The organism is Micromonospora auratinigra (assembly GCF_900089595.1).
In the GTDB taxonomy this organism is placed as follows: domain Bacteria; phylum Actinomycetota; class Actinomycetes; order Mycobacteriales; family Micromonosporaceae; genus Micromonospora; species Micromonospora auratinigra.
This window is the reverse complement of the sequence record NZ_LT594323.1, coordinates 3,182,024-3,199,487: the sequence shown is the minus strand read 5'-3', so window position 1 is coordinate 3,199,487 and position 17,464 is coordinate 3,182,024. Positions and strand designations below refer to the sequence as shown.

The 17,464-nt window shown below is 72.4% G+C and carries 16 protein-coding genes; 12 read left to right on the top strand and 4 right to left on the bottom strand.

Annotated features, from left to right (window positions below; genetic code table 11):
* Positions 1–204 precede the first annotated feature (204 nt).
* Entirely contained in the window at positions 205–414 is a 210-nt protein-coding gene (locus GA0070611_RS14025; RefSeq protein WP_091663990.1) for a hypothetical protein, read from the top strand.
* Between the two features lie 60 nt (positions 415–474).
* Here the strand turns inward: GA0070611_RS14025 and GA0070611_RS14020 are convergent, their stop codons facing one another.
* The gene (locus tag GA0070611_RS14020; protein ID WP_091663987.1) at positions 475–1,167 is read right to left on the bottom strand and encodes a Crp/Fnr family transcriptional regulator; all 693 of its coding nucleotides are present in this window, start codon (positions 1,165–1,167) and stop codon (positions 475–477) included.
* A 246-nt stretch (positions 1,168–1,413) separates the two neighbouring features.
* On the opposite strand from GA0070611_RS14020, the gene GA0070611_RS14015 reads away from it, so the two are divergent.
* The 4 genes from GA0070611_RS14015 (at position 1,414) to proC (ending at position 4,586) form a co-directional block, all read left to right on the top strand.
* Positions 1,414–1,911, top strand: a complete 498-nt coding sequence (locus GA0070611_RS14015) for a polyadenylate-specific 3'-exoribonuclease AS (RefSeq protein WP_091663983.1) — start codon at positions 1,414–1,416, stop codon at positions 1,909–1,911.
* A gap of 72 nt (positions 1,912–1,983) precedes the next feature.
* On the top strand, positions 1,984–2,487 hold the full coding sequence (locus tag GA0070611_RS14010; RefSeq protein ID WP_091663978.1) for a pyridoxamine 5'-phosphate oxidase family protein: 504 nt from the start codon (positions 1,984–1,986) through the stop codon (positions 2,485–2,487).
* Positions 2,488–2,666: 179 nt separating this feature from the next.
* Positions 2,667–3,695: a 6-phosphofructokinase gene (locus GA0070611_RS14005; protein ID WP_091672898.1), complete on the top strand. Its 1,029-nt coding sequence runs from the start codon at positions 2,667–2,669 to the stop codon at positions 3,693–3,695.
* Positions 3,696–3,767: 72 nt separating this feature from the next.
* Positions 3,768–4,586: a pyrroline-5-carboxylate reductase gene (gene proC, locus GA0070611_RS14000; RefSeq protein WP_091663974.1), complete on the top strand. Its 819-nt coding sequence runs from the start codon at positions 3,768–3,770 to the stop codon at positions 4,584–4,586.
* Between the two features lie 13 nt (positions 4,587–4,599).
* Here proC and GA0070611_RS13995 read toward each other — a convergent pair whose 3' ends face one another.
* Positions 4,600–5,556: a LysR family transcriptional regulator gene (locus tag GA0070611_RS13995; protein ID WP_091663970.1), complete on the bottom strand. Its 957-nt coding sequence runs from the start codon at positions 5,554–5,556 to the stop codon at positions 4,600–4,602.
* 120 nt (positions 5,557–5,676) lie between these two features.
* On the opposite strand from GA0070611_RS13995, the gene GA0070611_RS13990 reads away from it, so the two are divergent.
* From GA0070611_RS13990 to GA0070611_RS13980, 3 genes are all read left to right on the top strand, one after another.
* Complete coding sequence (locus tag GA0070611_RS13990) at positions 5,677–6,954, top strand: MFS transporter (protein ID WP_091663966.1); 1,278 nt, start codon at positions 5,677–5,679, stop codon at positions 6,952–6,954.
* Between the two features lie 107 nt (positions 6,955–7,061).
* A complete protein-coding gene (locus tag GA0070611_RS13985) occupies positions 7,062–7,412 on the top strand; it encodes a DUF2203 domain-containing protein (protein ID WP_091663963.1) in 351 nt (116 codons plus the stop codon).
* Between the two features lie 219 nt (positions 7,413–7,631).
* Positions 7,632–10,436, top strand: a complete 2,805-nt coding sequence (locus GA0070611_RS13980; RefSeq protein WP_157740315.1) for an HD domain-containing protein — start codon at positions 7,632–7,634, stop codon at positions 10,434–10,436.
* Here GA0070611_RS13980 and GA0070611_RS13975 read toward each other — a convergent pair.
* A complete protein-coding gene (locus GA0070611_RS13975; protein WP_091663957.1) occupies positions 10,421–11,107 on the bottom strand; it encodes an NADPH-dependent F420 reductase in 687 nt (228 codons plus the stop codon). The two genes, GA0070611_RS13980 and GA0070611_RS13975, sit on opposite strands and share 16 nt — an antisense overlap.
* 235 nt (positions 11,108–11,342) lie before the next feature.
* Between GA0070611_RS13975 and GA0070611_RS13970 the strand changes: the two genes are divergently transcribed.
* The 3 genes from GA0070611_RS13970 to GA0070611_RS13960 all read left to right on the top strand — a co-directional run bounded on the left by GA0070611_RS13970 (position 11,343) and on the right by GA0070611_RS13960 (position 15,055).
* On the top strand, positions 11,343–12,146 hold the full coding sequence (locus GA0070611_RS13970) for an SGNH/GDSL hydrolase family protein (protein ID WP_091663954.1): 804 nt from the start codon (positions 11,343–11,345) through the stop codon (positions 12,144–12,146).
* Between the two features lie 114 nt (positions 12,147–12,260).
* Positions 12,261–12,677, top strand: coding sequence for a DUF4259 domain-containing protein (locus GA0070611_RS13965; RefSeq protein WP_091663951.1), 417 nt, complete (start codon positions 12,261–12,263; stop codon positions 12,675–12,677).
* Between the two features lie 104 nt (positions 12,678–12,781).
* Entirely contained in the window at positions 12,782–15,055 is a 2,274-nt protein-coding gene (locus GA0070611_RS13960) for a glycoside hydrolase family 44 protein (protein WP_091663948.1), read from the top strand.
* 55 nt (positions 15,056–15,110) lie between these two features.
* Here GA0070611_RS13960 and GA0070611_RS13955 read toward each other — a convergent pair whose 3' ends face one another.
* Positions 15,111–15,599, bottom strand: a complete 489-nt coding sequence (locus GA0070611_RS13955) for a glutathione peroxidase (RefSeq protein ID WP_091663945.1) — start codon at positions 15,597–15,599, stop codon at positions 15,111–15,113.
* Positions 15,600–15,744: 145 nt separating this feature from the next.
* Between GA0070611_RS13955 and GA0070611_RS13950 the strand changes: the two genes are divergently transcribed.
* A complete protein-coding gene (locus tag GA0070611_RS13950; RefSeq protein WP_091663941.1) occupies positions 15,745–17,403 on the top strand; it encodes a glycosyl hydrolase family 18 protein in 1,659 nt (552 codons plus the stop codon).
* Positions 17,404–17,464 lie beyond the last annotated feature (61 nt).

Below are 17,464 nucleotides of genomic sequence, written 5' to 3'. Positions count from 1 at the left end.
CACCCTCCGGTGGGTGGATCGACCGGCCGGGTCCCGGCCGCGGCGCCGCCCCCCGCGGCGTCCACGCCGAGTATCCCGGCCCCCGGCACTGTCAGGTACCGGGCTGTTGGCTTGTGGACACTCATCCGGGCAGTCAGGGTGCCGTGCCGGGAGCTAGATTCATGCCCGCCGGACGACGAAGACCGTGATCACTAGGGGGACCTGATGGTGTACGTGAAGCTGGAGAGCGACTGGACCGACGGCGACGGCATCGCGCACTCGGCCGGGGAGTCGGTGGACGTGGACGCCGCGACCCTGGCGGTGCTGCAGGCCGAGGGCATCGTCGGGGAGGGCTCCGGCGGCGGCAAGGACGGCACCGACTGGGCCGGACCGACCGGCACCAACTGGGCGGGGCCGACCAGCACCACGCCGTGACCCGGCGGACCTGAACGGACGGCGCGGCCGGGGCGGATGTCGCCCCGGCCGCGTCGCGTGTCAGCGGTCGTTCATCCCGGCGCGGCGGCGCAGCGCGGCCACGTCGGTGACCACGATCCGGCGGCCCTCGGTACGCAGCCAGCCGCGGCTGGCGAAGGAGCCGATCGCCTGGTTGACGCTCTGCCGGGAACCGCCGGCCATCTCGGCCAACTGGCTCTGGTTGAGCTCGATGGTGATCATCGGGGCCTGGCTCTCGCCGGCCAGCCGGACCAGGGTCTTGGCCACCCGGCCCGGCAGGTCGAGGAAGACGTGGTCGGCGTTCTGCTCGGTGAGCCGGCGGATCAGCCCGCCGAGCGAACGCATCACCGCGTCGAGGATGCGCGGGTTGGAGTGCACCAGCTCCATGAAGGCGGGGCGGGACAGCGCCAGCGCGGTGCAGTCCTCGATCGCCTCGGCGGACGCGGAGCGGGTGGAGGCGTCCAGCAGGGAGACCTCACCCAGCACGTCCGGCGGGCGGATCACCGACAGCACGGCCCGTTCGCCGGTCGGCGCGGTGCGGAACACCGCCACCGCGCCCCGCCGCAGCACGATCAGCGACTCGCCGGGGTCGTTCTCCACGAAGAGCAACTGCCCCTTGCGGTACGTGCGCGGCACGGCCGCGGCGATGACCCGCTGGCGCACCTCCGGCTCCAGCCCGGCGAACATCTCCACGCCGGTGAGCGCGTCGCCCGGCTCCGGCAGGCGCATCTCCACGGCCCAACCCCTCCCCGGTCAAGGACCACAACTCGCACACCGGGTGAACCTGTCATTCCCGGCACGAGGCATCAGAACCGGTTCGGCGTCCGGCGGCGTACACATCAGATCATGACGGTCCGGTCGCTTGCTGTACACCCCTGGAGACACTTCCGTGATGCTCCCGAGCTGCGGCGCGGCGGCCGGGTGACCTCGCCGGACGCCCCGCCGGTCGGGCCCGCCCGGCGGTGGGCCAGGATGGTGGGGATGGTCTACCGCTACTTCTACGACTGCGAGTTCATCGAGGACGGCCGGATCGTCGACCTGGTGTCGATCGGCGTCGTCGACGAACACGGCCGCGAGTTCTACGCGGTCTCCACCGAGTTCGACGACTCCCGGGCCGTGCCCTGGGTGCGTCGCAACGTCCTCGACAAGCTCCCCTCGCCGGCCGACCGGGCCTGGCGGTCCCGGGAGCGGATCCGCGACGACCTCTACGACTTCCTGATGGAGCCGGTCCGCGACCGGCCGGGGGAGCAGATCGAGCTCTGGGCCTGGTACGCCGCGTACGACCACGTGGTGCTCGCCCAGCTCTGGGGGGCGATGCCGGCGCTGCCCCGGGAGATCCCCCGGTTCACCAAGGAGCTGCGCCAGCTCTGGGACGACCGGGGTCGGCCGCGACTGCCCGACGCCGACGCGGAGCGGCACGACGCGCTCGTCGACGCCCGGCACAACCTGGCCCGCTGGCGGGCGCTGACGACGCGCTGAGCGCCGGGCAGGTTTGACCGGTTCTGTCCGGGGCACGGGTCGGTATCTACCCGACCCCGAGGGAGGACCGCGATGAGCAACGAGCCGACCACCGCCCAGGAGGCCCGTCACCGGGTGACCGAACTGATCCGGGACGCGCGGATCTGCCTGCTGACCACGACCGGGGTGGACGGGCGGTTGATCAGCCGGCCGATGGCGCTGCAGGAGGCGGAGTTCGACGGCGACCTGTGGTTCTTCGCGTACGAGGACTCCGCCAAGATCCGCCAGATTCGGGTGAACCCGCAGGTCAACGTCGGCTTCTCGGACCAGCGCCACCACGCCTGGGTGTCGGTGGCCGGGACCGCGCAGGAGGAGTGGGACCGGGCCCGGGCCGAGCGGCTGTGGAACCCGCTGCTCAAGGCGTGGTTCCCGGACGGTCTGGACACCCCCGGGCTGACCCTGGTCAAGGTGCACGCGAGTTCGGCCGAGTACTGGGACTCGCCGGGTGGCGCGGTGGTCAACCTGCTCGGCTTCGCCAAGGCGGCGGTGACCGGCCGGCCGCCGCAGGCGGGGCAGAACCACGAGGTCAGCTACTGACCGGTAGCTCCGTCCGTCGGTCGGAACGGCCCGGGGCGCGGTGTCGGCGTACACGCAGGACGACTACAGTGCGCACTGACGGCCCGCCCCGGGCCGGCAATGGCGCCGATGGTCTGATCTGACACATATCCTGGGGCTTATCCGGGCTTTACCTGATGCTCCAGGAGGATGAGCAGATCATGCGTATCGGCGTGCTCACCGGCGGCGGCGACTGCCCAGGTCTCAACGCGGTTATCCGGGCGGTGGTCCGCAAGGGCGTCGCCACCTACGGTCACGAGTTCGTGGGCTTCCGGGACGGCTGGAAGGGTCCGCTGGAGGGCCTCACCAAGCCGCTGGGCATCGCGGAGGTGCGGGGCATCCTGCCGCGCGGCGGCACCATCCTCGGTTCGTCCCGGACCAACCCGTTCAAGATCGAGAACGGCGTCGAGCGGATCAAGGAAAACCTCGCCGCGCAGGGCGTGGACGCGCTGATCGCGATCGGCGGCGAGGACACCCTCGGGGTCGCCACCAAGCTGCACGAGCTGGGCGTCAACGTCATCGGCGTGCCGAAGACCATCGACAACGACCTCGGCGCGACCGACTACACCTTCGGCTTCGACACCGCCGTCAACATCGCCATGGAGGCGATCGACCGGCTGCACACCACCGCGGAGAGCCACCACCGCACCCTGGTCGTCGAGGTGATGGGCCGGCACGCCGGCTGGATCGCCCTGCACGCCGGCCTGGCCGGTGGCGCCAACGTGATCCTGCTGCCCGAGCGGCAGTTCGACGTCGACCAGGTCGCCGGGTACGTCGAGAAGCGCTTCCAGCACCAGTACGCCCCGATCGTGGTGGTCGCCGAGGGCGCCCAGCCGCTCGACGGCCAGATGGTGCTGCACAACCAGGAGCTGGACTCGTTCGGTCACGTCCGCCTCGGCGGCATCGGCCAGTGGCTCGCCGAGCAGCTGGAGGCGAAGACCGGCAAGGAGGCCCGCACCGTGGTGCTCGGCCACATCCAGCGCGGTGGCACCCCGACCGCGTTCGACCGCGTGCTCGCCACCCGCCTCGGCCTGCAGGCGATCGACGCGGCGCACGAGGGCGACTGGGGCAAGATGGTCGCGATGCAGAGCACGGACATCGTCCGCGTCCCGCTCGCCGACGCCACCCGGGAGCTGAAGACCGTGCCGCTGGAGCGGTACGAAGAGGCCGAGGTCTTCTTCGGCAGCTGATCGACGGCCGGCGGCGCGGCGGGTTCGACGGGCCCGCCGCGCCCCGCCGCGAGGCGAGAGGGGCACGACGTCATGGCACCCGAGGTGCACACGGTCGCGGTGATCGGCGCCGGCAAGATCGGGGAGCTGATGCTCTCCGGGCTGCTGCGCTCCGGCTGGCCGGCCGACCGGCTGCTCGCCACCGCCCGGCGGCCCGCCCGCGCCGAGGAGCTGACCGCCCGGTACGGCGTGCGGGTGGTGGACAACCTCACCGCGGTCGACGAGGCGGCGGTGCTGGCCGTCTCGGTCAAGCCGCAGGACGCCGCCACGCTGCTGGACGAGATCGGCCCCAAGGTGCCGGCCGACAAGCTGGTCATCTCGCTCTGCGCCGGCCTGCCCACCAGCTTCTTCAACCGGCGACTGCCCGAGGGCACCCCGGTGGTCCGGGTGATGACCAACACCCCGGCGCTGGTGGACCAGGCGATGAGCGCCATCTCGGCCGGTGCCCACGCCACCGGCGCGCACCTGGCCCTGGCCGAGGAGATGTTCTCCCCGCTGGGCGCCACCATCCGGGTCCCCGAGTCGCAGCAGGACGCGGTCACCGCCCTCTCCGGCTCCGGTCCGGCCTACTTCTACCTGCTGGTCGAGGCGATGATCGACGCCGGCATCCTGCTCGGGCTGCCCCGCCAGGTGGCGCACGAGCTGATCGTGCAGACCGCCATCGGGTCGGCGGTGATGCTGCGCGACTCCGGCGAGCACCCGGTGAAGCTCCGCGAGGCGGTCACCTCGCCCGCCGGCACCACCATCTCCGCGATCCGGGAGCTGGAGAACCACGGCGTACGCGCGGCCATGCTGGCGGCCCTCGAAGCCGCCCGGGACCGGGCCCGGGAGCTGGCCGCCCAGGCCGACTGAACCGGCGGCGGGGTCAGCGCCGGCGGTGTCCGGCGCCGGGTTGCGGCGTCGCCCAGGACGGCCGCCAGGCCGGCTCCGGCGGCGCGGGGAGGCCGGCCAGGTGGTCGAGGATCGCCCGGAGCCCCGGGTGCGGGTTCGTCCGGGGCAGCAGCAGCGAGATCGGATACGCCAGCGTCGGGTCCGCGATCGGGATCCGGCGCAGGTCGTGGCCGGCCGGCCAGACGTAGCGGTCGCGCGCGCCGACCAGGGTCGCCACGTCGGCGGAGTCCGCGAGCACGTCGAGCAGCACCTCGTCGCCGAAGTGCGGGCCGGTCGCGTCGACGTTCAGGTCGAAGGCCGTGGCGAGCTGGTCGTAGAACTCGCCCCACTCGCTCCCGGGCGCGATGCCGGGCACCCAGATCCGCCACCCACGCAACTCGTGCGGGCGCAGGGTGCGGGCAGCGGCGAGCGGATGCCGGGGCCCGACGAGCAGTTCCAGCGGGGAGTCGAAGGCGTGGACCATCCGCACCTCCGGCGGCAGCGCGGCCGGATCGGTGACGGTGCGGAACGCGGCGTCCACCTCGCCGGCCCGCACGGCGGCGGCCGCCACCCGTGGGTCGTCGACCCGTAGCGTCACCACGTCCAGGGCGGTGCCGGGGCGCGACCGCCAGTGGTCGTGCAGCACGACGGCCTGCGCGCTGCGCCGGCCCAGCACGTCGATCCGCCGCGCCCGGGCGCCCGGCCGGACCGCGCCGACGGCCCGGTCCACCGCCGCGACGATGCCCCGGGCGTGCGGCAGGAACGCCTGGCCGTCGAGGGTCAGCTCGACCCCGCGCGTGGTCCGGGTGAACAGCCGTACGCCCAGCTCACGCTCCAGCGCGGCGACCCGCTTCGAGACCGCCTGCTGGGTCACGCCCAGCTCGTCGGCGGCGTGCTGCAACTGCCCGCGGTCGGCCGCCCGGACGAACGTCCGCACCCCCTCGGTCTCCACCGGCCCAGCCTAGGCGGCCCCAACCGATGGTGGTGGCGCGCCGGACGGCGGTTGTTTGCGCCGGCGCCCGTGCGGCCGATCTGATGCGACCTCGACCCGTCGCGGAGGGGAGGGAGCACCGTGCGCACCGGACTGGGGGCCGCCTTCGGCTGGCTGTGGGCGGCCTACGCGGTCAGCACCTACGGCACCTGGCTCGCCTTCGGCGCGTTCCCGCTGCTCGCGGTCCGGGTGCTCGACTCGTCGCCGGTGGCGGTGTCGCTGCTGGAGGCGGCCGGCCTGGCCGTCGCTGCCCTCGTCGCCGTCCCGCTCGGGCCGTGGGTCGCGTACCGGCCCAAACGCCCGGTGCTGGTGGCGACGGACCTGGTCCGGTTCGCCGCGCTGGCCAGCGTCCCGGTCGCGTACCTCCCGGGCCTGCTCGGCTACGGTCAGCTGCTGGTCGTGTCGGTGGTCTCCGGCGCCGCCGGGATCGCCTTCACCGCCGCCTCCGGCGCGTACCTGAAGCACCTCGTCCAGGGCGAGGACCTGCTCGTCGCGAACGGGCGGTTCGAGAGCACGAGCTGGGCGGCGGTGGCGGTCGGACCGCCGCTCGGTGGGGCGCTCGTCGGGCTGCTCGGTCCGGTGGTCACCGTGCTGGCCGACGCCGTCAGCTACCTGCTCTCCGCGCTCGCGGTCGGCCGCATCCGGGGCGACGACGTGGTGGTGGCCCGGGACCCGGGCACCCGGTCGCGCGCGGCGGAGCTGCTGCGCGGCTGGCGGTCCGTGCGGGCCGACCCGGTCCTGTGGCGCCTGTTCCTCAACTCGATCCTGGTCGGCGGCCTGATCATGGCCACCGCACCGCTGCTGGCCGTCCTGCTGCTGGGCCGGTACCACTACCCGGCGTGGCAGTACGGCCTCGCCTTCGGCGTGCCGGCCCTCGGCGGCCTGGTGGGCGCCCGGCTCTGCGCCCCGCTGGTGGCCCGGCACGGCCGCTACCGGGTGCTGGCCGTCTCCGGCTGGCTGCGTTCACTCTTCCCGCTCGGGCTCGCCCTGGTCCGGCCCGGCGTCGCCGGGCTGGTCACCGTGATCGTGGTGGAGGGGCTGCTGATCACCAGCATGGGGGTCTTCAACCCGCTGTCCGCCACCGAGCGGCTGCGCCGGGTTCCGGCCCGGCACACCGCCCAGGTGATCGGCCCATGGAGTGTCAGCGGCAAGCTGGCGCAGGCCACCCTGATGGTGCTCTGGGGGTTCCTCGCCACCCGCATCGGGCCGCTGCCCGCGATCACCGTCTCCGGGCTGCTCCTGCTCGCCACCCCACTCCTGCTACCGAAACGGGCGGACCTGACCTGCCCCCCCGCCCCCCACCCCGAGCGCTCCGTCCACGCTGATTCACGGAAAGAGTGGTTATCCGGGCCCGCATAACCACTCTTTCCGTGAATGAGGCGCCCCGGTGTGGTGGGGCGGCCCGTGCGGCGGGGGAGGGGCTCTCAGCGGGGGGGTGGCCGGTGGTCGTGGCGCATACTGGCGCGGTGTTCACACTCGCCCAGGCGCGGCACCTGGTGGCCACCCTGCGACCGCGCGTCGACGAGCTGATCCGGCTCCGCGCCGACCTGGCCGAACTCCGGGCCGACCTGACCGACCACGGGGTCAGCGTGCTCGGCGGCCGGGCCGAGCTGAAGTCCCTGGAGGCGCGGCTGCACGCCGTGCTGGAGGAGCTGCACCAGCACGACATCCAGGTCAAGGGGATCGCCCCGGTGCTGCTCGACTTCCCCGGCGAGCGGGACGGCCGGGCGGTGCTCTGGTGCTGGTTGGAGGGGGACACCGACGTGCGCTGGTACCACCGCGCCGAGTGTGGCTTCGCCGGCCGCCGGCCGGTCTGACGGCCGCGCTACCGGTCGCTGGGCTTCGCCGGGACCGCGGAGCCGACCCTGCGGTGGACGTCGCCGCCGGCTGATCGCCGACGCGGTGGTCCCGCGGTCAGCTATCCGACCGTCGGCACCGTCCCTTGTGGTCCGTCGGTAGCATGACCCCTTCGTGATCGACGGCCGTCGGCGGCAGCGGTGTTCCGGTGGCTCGGGGCCGACAGCGAACGGGTGCCGGTGACAGCTGTGAACTCCTTCGAGAAGACCTCGCTCTGGCGTCGGACGCTCGGCGTCCGGGAGGACGACGAGGCCGCGGCGGAGCGGGCCGGACTGCGGTCCGCGTACCTCCAGTTCCGGGCGGCGGTCGAGCCGTTGGCCGGGGAGATCGCCCGCTCGATGCCGATGTTCACCGACCACTCGATCGCGCACATTGACTCGTTGTGGGACACCGCGTCGCTGGTCTGCGGTGAGGACTATCCGCTCACCCCGGCCGAGGCGTTCGTGCTCGGCGGCGCGTTCCTGCTGCACGACCTGGGCATGGGGCTGGTGGCCTATCCGGGCGGCGCGGCGGCCATCCGGGCGGACCCGCAGTTCCAGCACACCGTGCGGTCGGTCCAGGCGCGAATGGCCGAGGACACCGGGGCCACCGCGGAGGAGAGCCGGGCGTCGGCCGAGGAGGAGGCGATCGTCCGGCTGCTGCGGCGTCGGCACGCGGCCCAGGCGGAGCGGCTGGTCACCGAGACCTTCACGGTGCCGGGCGGGACGAGCTTCCACCTGCTCCAGGACGCGGCGCTGCGGCAGTCGCTCGGGCCGCTCATCGGCACGCTCGCGCACAGCCACTGGTGGGGCGTCGACGAGATCGCCGGCCGGTTCGCGCGCCGGCGGGGATCGTTGCCCCAGCACCCGGCCGAGTGGACGATCGACCCGCTGAAGGTGGCGTGCGTGCTGCGGTTGGCCGACGCGGCGCACATCGACAGCCGGCGGGCACCCACCTTCCTGCACGCCTTCCGTACGCCGCCGGACCTCTCCGGCGAGCACTGGTACTTCCAGTCCCGGTTGACCCGGCCGCTGGTCGAGGACGACCGGCTCCAGTACACCTCGACCGAGCCGTTCCTGCACCGGGAGGCGTCCGCCTGGTGGCTGGCGTACGAGACGGTGCAGATGATCGACGGTGAGCTGCGCGCGGTCGACTCGCTCTGCGCGGACCTGGGCAAACCCCGGTTCGCCGTACGCTCGGTGGCCGGCGCCGACTCACCGGCCCGGTTCGCGAGCTTCGTGCCGACCGACGGCTGGCAGCCGATCGACGCGCGCCTGCGGGTGAGCCAGGTCGAACACCTGGTCGGCAACCTCGGCGGCCGGTACCTGTACGGCAACCAGCCGATCGCGGCGGTCCGTGAGCTGATCGCCAACGCCTCGGACGCCACCCGGGCCCGGCTGGCCGCGTACGGCGGGAGCGACGCGGTGGTGAACGTCGACCTGGCGCAGCGGGACGGCGACGAGTGGTGGCTGACGGTGGCGGACAACGGCATCGGCATGGACGCGCATACCCTGGTCTCCTCGCTCACCGACTTCGGTCGGTCCGGATGGCGCTCCGAGGGAGCGCTGGGGCCGGACGCCCGGCCGTTGGCGGACACCTTCGAGCCGGCCGGCAAGTTCGGCGTCGGCTTCTTCGCGATCTTCATGCTGGCCGACGAGGTGCATGTCACCAGCCTCAAGTACTTCGACCCACCGCAGCACACCCACGTGCTCGACTTCCCGTCCGGGCTGAAGGGGCGGCCCCTGGTCCGGGTGGCCGACGAGGGTGAGCGGCTGCGCTTCGGTGGCACGGTGGTCCGGGCCCGGCTGAAGCACCCACCGACCTCGACCCAGGGGTTCCTGGGCACACCCTGGCGCAACCAGACGGTCGGCGAGGAGCTGCGCAGCACGATCCTGCGCCTGTGCGCGCTCGCCGAGGTGGACATCGACGTCCGGGGGCCGGGGGAGACAGAGGGCACCCGGATCGTGCGGGCCAACGACTGGCGGCACATCCCGCCGGAGGAGCTCTTCGAGCGGGTCTACCAGTCGAGTCGCTACTCGTCGATGAGCGGCTTCCTGAGCCAGATGAAGCAGGGCTTCTGCCGGTACGCCTCGCCGGTGTCGGGCAGGAACGACGAGACGGTGGGCCGGGCCATGATGACGCCGGACTTCGTCTTCGACGAGGGCGACGACCTCTGGTACTACCCGAGGTTCCTGCAACGCGCGTCCATCTACGTCGGCGGCTTCCACGCCGACACGATCGACGGGGCGGTCGGCGTGTTCCAGGGCTATCCGCTGAAGGCGGACCGCTTCTCCGCGTTCACGCTCGCCGCACCGGACAGCCTCCGCCGGTGGGTCGGCGCGCAGGCCACCTCGCTGCGACCGCATCTGGCGGACCGCCCGCAGGCGCAACTGTCGCTCGGCGCCACCGCCAACTCCTTCGGCGTGGTGCTGCCGGATCTGCCCTGTGCCGTCGTCGAGGGACGGCTGGCCATGCCGGCGGAGGTGACCCGCTGGGCCGCCGGGCACGACCGGGTGCTGCTGGTGGACGGGGAGGTGGTGCAGACCTATCTCGACGACGACGGCGAGGTGGTCTTCTTCTGCGGGCGGACGGGTCGCCGGCTCCGGCTGCCGCCGGACGCGGCCGTGGTCGACATGTGGGCCGAGTGGATCTACCCGGAGGACGTCCTGCCCCGCCCCCGGCCGGACCTTCCCGGTGGACGCTCCGACGACGAGGGTGGTTACAACCTGGTCGACTGGTGGAACTCGGTGGGCGGCACCGGTCCGGTGGACGTCACGGTGCGGGCGGTCGCCCGGGCCTGGGGGGTCGACGTACCGGGGCTCGTGGCGGCCTCGGCCGGCGTCTGCTTCCAGGACGAGGACGGCGAGCAGATCGAGGTGCCCTTCGCGGACGGCGGTGGGACGAGGAAGTTGTACGCCGTACCCGTCTGCCGGCCCGGTACCGTCCCGGGTCCGGCCGCCGCGCCGGCGGCCGGACCCGGTGCGGACGGTCAGCTGTCGGCGTAGCGGCGGGCGGCGGCGAGCGCGGCGCGCAGCGTCGCCGCGTCCACCGGCGCCGGCCGCTCCCAGTCGGCCGGGTCGGCCGCGTAGAGGGCGGCGTACGCGCTGGTGTCGCGCTGGTACCGCCAGCCCTCGGCGAGCGGGCCGACGTCGACCGTGTCGTAGCCGAGCGAGTCGAGGAACGCGCTGACGCTCCGCTTGGCCGCCGCGTCGTCACCGGCGATCGGCAGGGCGGTCCGGTCGGCCGCGCCGCTCGGCCGGCCCAGCGCGAGCAGGTGCTTGAAGTAGATGTTGTTCAGGCCCTTCACCACCCGGGATCCGGGCAGGTGCCGCTGGAGCAGCTCGCTGGTGGTGGTGGACTCGTCGTCCAGCTCGGGGAACCGGCCGTCGCGCTCCGGGTAGTAGTTGCCGGTGTCGATGACCACCTTGCCGGCCAGCGGTTCGGCGGGCACCTGCCGGTAGGCCAGCAGCGGGATGGTGACCACCACCAGGTCACCGGCCGCCGCCGCCTCGGCCGGGGTGGCCGCGCGGGCCCGGGGGCCGAGCTCGTCGACCAGCTCCTTGAGCGTCTCCGGACCGCGCGAGTTGCTGAGTACCACGTCGTGGCCCGCGGCCACCGCGAGCCGCGCCACGGTGCCGCCGATGTTGCCGCTGCCGATCAGTCCCACAGTCGTCATGACTCGGCCAACCCGTTCCGGCGGCACCGCATTCCCGACCACTGTGGTGGGTTGTTCGCCGGATGGTCGCGCGGCGGTCCCCGGTAGGAAAACTTCACGATGGTACTCTCGCGTCGGCAACGATTTGTATCGAAATGGATCTATGGGCGGCGACCGCGAATCGTTGATCTTCCGTCGGGGTTCGATCTATTGATATCAATTTCGCACCACCACTTCCCACCCCCAGGAGTGCGACGTGCGGAGATCCCGTCTTGCCACCCTCGTCCTGTCGTTGGCCTCGGCCTTCGGTGTCACGCTGACGCTGGCCGTCCCGGCCCAGGCCGCCGCCACCGACCGCTACGTCGCGCTCGGCGATTCGTACGCCTCCGGCGTCGGCGCCGACAGCTACACCTCGGAGAGCGGGTCCTGCCTGCGCAGCACCAACGCCTACCCGGCGCTGTACAACACGAACATCAAGCCCGCCTCGTACCGCTCGGTGGCCTGTTCGGGCGCGACCACGGCGGACGTCATCAACAGCCAGCTCGCGGCGCTCTCCTCGACCACCACCCTGGTCAGCGTCACCATCGGCGGCAACGACGTCGGCTTCTCCAGCATCATGAGCACCTGCGTGCTCCAGGGTGAGACCCAGTGCGTCGCCGCCGTGCAGGCGGCCGAGGACAAGGCCCGCAACGAGCTGCCGGCCAAGCTGGCCAACGTCTACAACGGCATCAAGGGCCGCTCGCCGAGCGCCCGGGTCGTGGTGGTCGGCTACCCGGTCTTCTACCAGCTCGGCACGCTCTGTGTCGGGCTCAGCGCGACTTCCCGCGCGAAGATCAACGAGGGTATCAACCTGCTCGACGACATCACCCGTACCGCGGCGACCTCGGCCGGCTTCAAGTTCGCCGACGTCCGCTCGATCTTCGTCGGGCACCAGCTCTGCAGCTACGGCGAGAAGTGGCTGCACGCGTTGAACTACCTCAACCTGACCGTCTCGTACCACCCGACCGCCGCGGGCCAGGCCGGCGGCTACTACCCGGTCTTCCGCTCCGTCGCGGGCTGACCGACCCGGACGGATGCGGGGCGGACCTGGCGGCCCGTCCCGCATCCGTCCGTGTTGTCGGTGCTCGTCGCTACGCTGCGCCCGGTTTCATCGAGCGAGCGAAGTGGAGGGTCCATGGGGACCTGGGCGGCGGGACCGTTCGACAACGACACGGCGGCGGACTGGTGCGGCGCGCTGGACGACGCCGCGCCGCGGGAGCGCCCGGTCCTGGTGGAGCAGGCGCTACGGGTGGTCGTCGACGACGCCGGCTACCTCGACTCGGACCTCGGGGTCGAGGCGGTGGCCGCCGCCGCGGTGCTCGCCGCGCACCTGCCCGGCGCGTCGCCGGTGAACTCGGCGTACGCGCCGGACTTCCTCACCGGGGGCGTCCGGCTGGAGTTGCCGGAGCGGCTGCGCCCGCTGGCCGTGCGGGCGCTGGACCGGGTGGTCGGCGAGGAGTCGGAGCTGGCCGAGCTCTGGGTCGAGGCGGGCGAGCCGAACAAGTTCCTCGTCGAGGTGGCCGGGCTGCGGACGCTCCTCGCCGCCGCCTGACGGGTCGCGGGTCGCGGGGGCGGTGTTGACGGGGGAGCGGGAAAACGTAATCCTGTGGAAGCGCTCCCATCGGCGAGCTTCGAACCTTTCTGAAGGGACAGCTCGTGCGACCCACCACAGCACTGCTCCCGGTAGTCCTGGCCGCCGCTCTCGGCGGTCTGGCCCTGCCGGCGCCCGCCCTGGCCGCCTCCGGGCCCGCCCTGGCCGTCGACGCCACCACCGGTCGACACCCGATCAGCCCGTACGTCTACGGCATGAACTTCGCCGACGAGGCGCTCGCCCGCGACCTGCGACTGCCGGTGCACCGCTACGGCGGCAACGCCACCACCCGCTACAACTTCCGTGCCGACACCAGCAACCGGGCCGGTGACTGGTACTTCGAGAACATCCCCAACGACAACGCCGACCCGGCGAGCCTGCCCGACGGCTCGGAGACCGACCGGTTCGTGGCCCAGAACAAGGCCACCGGCGCCGCGACGGTCATGACCGTGCCGATGATCGGCTGGGTGGCCAAGGACCGGACCAAGTCCTGCGCCTTCAGCGTGGCCAAGTACGGCACGCAGCAGTCCACCGACCCCTGGGCGCCGGACTGCGGCAACGGCAAGAAGCCCGACGGCACGCTGATCACCGGTAATGACCCGAAGGACACCAGCGTCGCGGTCGGCCCGGAGTACGTCACCGACTGGATGACCCACCTGAAGGGGCGGTTCGGCTCTGCGGCGAACGGGGGCGTCCAGTTCTACAACCTGGACAACGAGCCGGACCTGTGGCACTCCACCCACCGCGACGTGCGCCCGACCGGGCTCGGCTACGACGAGCTGCGCGACCGGACGTACCAGTACGCGGCGGCGATCAAGGCCGCCGACCCGCAGGCGAAGACCCTCGGCCCGGTCGGCTGGGGGCTGAACTCGATCTTCTACTCCGGCCTGGACCAGGACACCTGCTCGCGTACCGGGTGCTGGTCGAACCCGCCGGACAAGGCCGCGCACGGCGGCCAGGACCTCGGCCCCTGGTACCTGGACCGGATGCGCGAGTACGAGCAGCAGCACGGCACCCGGATCCTCGACTACTTCGACATCCACCTCTACCCGCAGCAGTCCGGCGTGTTCGGCGACGCGGCCGGCGACGCCACCACCCAGGCGCTGCGGCTGCGCTCCACCCGCCAGCTCTGGGACCCGACGTACGTCGACGAGAGCTGGATCAACCAGCCGGTGCGGTTCATCCCCCGGATGCGGGAGCTGGTCGACCAGCACTACCCGGGCACGAAGATCGCGATGACCGAGTACAGCTGGGGCGGGTACGGCTCGCTCAACGGGGCGCTCGCCGAGGCCGACGTGCTCGGCATCTTCGGCCGGGAGGGGCTCGACCTGGCCACCCTCTGGACCGCCCCGAAGACCGACCAGCCGGTCGCCAACGCCTTCCGGATCTACCGCAACTACGACGGCAAGGGCGGCGCGTTCGGCGAGACCTCCGTCAAGGCCACCAGCGCCGACCAGGGCAAGCTGGCCGTGTACGCGGCCGAGCGGACCGGCGACAAGGCGCTGACCCTGGTCGTGGTGAACAAGTCCGGCGACGACCTGACCAGCCCGGTGGCCCTCACCGGCGGCTCGGCCGGCACCGCCCAGGTCTACCGCTACAGCGCGGCGAACCTGGCCGGCGTCGTCCGGCAGGCCGACCAGCCCGTCACCTCGACCGGGTTCACGGCCACCTTCCCGGCCAACTCGATCACCCACCTGGTGCTGCCGCGCGGCACCGACAGCGGCGACACCCAGGCGCCCACCGCCCCGGGCAGGCCGACCGCCGGCCCGGTCGCCAGCGACAGCGTCGCCCTGAGCTGGGCGCCGGCCACCGACAACGTCGGCGTCACCGGGTACGACGTGCACCGCCTGGACGCCTCGGGCACGGTGAAGGTCGGCAGCGCCACGGGCACCGCGTACACCGTGACCGGGCTGAACCCCGACACGGCGTACACCTTCGTGGTGACCGCCCGGGACGCGGCGGGCAACGTCTCGGCGGCCTCGCCGGGGCTGTCGGTGCGGACCGCGCCGGCGACCACCCCGACGGGCGGCTGCGCGGTGACCTGGGCGGCGAACAGTTGGCCGGGGGGCTTCACCGCGACCATCACGATCAAGAACACCGGCAGCGCCGCGATCGACGGCTGGAAGCTGGCCTTCGACTTCCCGACCACCGGGCAGAAGGTCGGCCAGGGCTGGTCGGCGACCTGGCAGCAGAGCGGGGTGACGGTCACCGCGCAGAACCTGAGCTACAACGGCCGGCTCGCGCCGGGGGCCAGCACCAGCATCGGCTTCAACGGCACCTGGACCGGGTCCAACCCGGCGCCGACCGCCTTCACCCTCAACGGGCAGCGCTGCGGCTGACCCCGACCACCGACCGGCGGGCCCGGGGCGCGACCGCGCCCCGGGCCCGCCGCCGTCAGGCCGGCAGCACCTTCTCGATCGCCGCGCGCAGTTCGGGGGAGTCCGGGGTCACCTGCGGGGCGAACCGGGCCGCCACCGTGCCGTCCGGGGCGACGAGGAACTTCTCGAAGTTCCACCGGATGTCGCCGGTGTGTCCCTCGGCGTCCGGGGTGGACACCAGCTCCGCGTAGAGCGGGTGCCGGTCGGGGCCGTTGACGTCCACCTTCTCCGTCAACGGGAAGGTCACGCCGTAGTTGACCTGGCAGAACTCCTCGATCTCGGCGGCGCTGCCCGGTTCCTGGCCGGCGAACTGGTTGCACGGCACGCCGAGCACGGTCAGGCCCCGGTCGGCGTAGTCGTCGGCGAGCGCCTGGAGGCCGGCGTACTGCGGGGTCAGCCCGCACTTCGAGGCCACGTTGACCACCAGCAGGGCCCGGCCGCGGTACCGCGCGAGGTCCGCGGTGCCGCCGGCGAGGGCGTCGATCGGTACGTCGAAAACGGTCATGCGCCGAGGCTACGCGGGTGGTGGAGGTGTGGGTGGGCGGGCTCGCGGAGATCGACGCATCTACATCTTGACGAACTGATGACGGCGTGAGTAGCGTCTCAGCATTCAATAAGGAAAGTTTCCTAACTGTTTGGGGAGACGCCGTATGAAGAGATCGCTCCGCCGGACCCTCTGGGCCACCGGCGCCGTGGTCGCGCTGATGGCCGCGGCGATGCCGCTGGCGACCGCCTCCGCGGCCGGCAGTGTGACCGCCACCTTCACCAAGGTGCAGGACTGGGGCACCGGACACGAGACCCGGGTGACCGTCACCAACGGCACCGGCGCCGCCGTCGACACCTGGCGCATCGAGTTCGACCTGCCGTCGGGCACCACCATCAGCAGCTCCTGGGACGCCGACGTCACCAGCAGCGGGAACCACTACGTCGCGGTGAAGAAGAGCTGGGCCGGCCCGCTCGCCGCCGGGGCCAGCTTCAGCTGGGGCTACAACGGCACCGGCCCGTACGCCGGCCCGCTGAACTGCACCGTCAACGGCGGATCCTGTTCCGGTGGCGGCACCCCGCCCACCACGACCCCGCCGGCGACGACCGCACCACCCACCACCGCGCCGCCCACCACCGCGCCGCCGACGACGGCTCCGCCGACGACGCCGCCGCCCACCACGCCGCCGCCCACCACGACCCCGCCGACCGGCGGGAAGAAGATCGTCGGCTACTTCACCGAGTGGGGCGTCTACGGCCGCAACTACCACGTGAAGAACGTCCACACGAGCGGGTCGGCCGCCAAGATGACCCACCTGCTGTACGCCTTCGGCAACACCACCGGCGGCCGGTGCAGCATCGGTGACAGCTACGCCGACTACGACAAGGCGTACACCGCGGCGGACAGCGTCGACGGGGTGGCCGACACCTGGGACCAGCCGCTGCGCGGCAACTTCAACCAGCTGCGCAAGCTGAAGAAGATGTACCCCAACCTGAAGGTGATCTGGTCCTTCGGCGGCTGGACCTGGTCGGCCGGCTTCACCCAGGCCGCGCAGAACCCGGCCGCGTTCGCCGACTCCTGCTACGCGCTGATCAAGGACCCGCGCTGGGCGGACGTCTTCGACGGCATCGACATCGACTGGGAGTACCCGAACGCCTGCGGCCTCCAGTGCGACACCAGCGGCCCGAACGCCTTCAAGAACGTGATCGGCGCGCTGCGCAGCAAGTTCGGCTCCAGCTTCCTGGTCACCGCGGCGATCACCGCCGACGGCAGCAGCGGCGGCAAGATCGACGCCACCGACTACGCCGGCGCCGCGGCCAACCTGAACTGGCTCATGCCGATGACCTACGACTACTTCGGCGCCTGGGCGGCCCAGGGCCCCACCGCGCCGCACTCGCCGCTCTACTCCTACACCGGGATCCCGCAGCAGGGCTTCTGGTCGGACGCGGCGATCCAGAAGCTCAAGTCCAAGGGCGTGCCGGCCAACAAGCTGCTGCTCGGCATCGGCTTCTACGGCCGGGGTTGGACCGGGGTGACCCAGACCGCCCCCGGCGGCACCGCCACCGGCCCCGCGCCCGGCACCTACGAGCAGGGCATCGAGGACTACAAGGTGCTCAAGAACAGCTGCCCGGCCACCGGCACCGTCGCCGGCACGGCCTACGCCAAGTGCGGTTCGAACTGGTGGAGCTACGACACGCCGGCCACCATCGGCGGGAAGATGAGCTACGCCAACACCCAGGGCCTCGGTGGCGCCTTCTTCTGGGAGCTCTCCGGTGACACCAGCAACGGTGAGCTGATCGGCGCCATCAAGGGCGGTCTCGGCTGAGCCGAGGGCCGACGCACCACCCACCCGGCGGGGAGGGGCCGCACCGGCCCCTCCCCGCCCG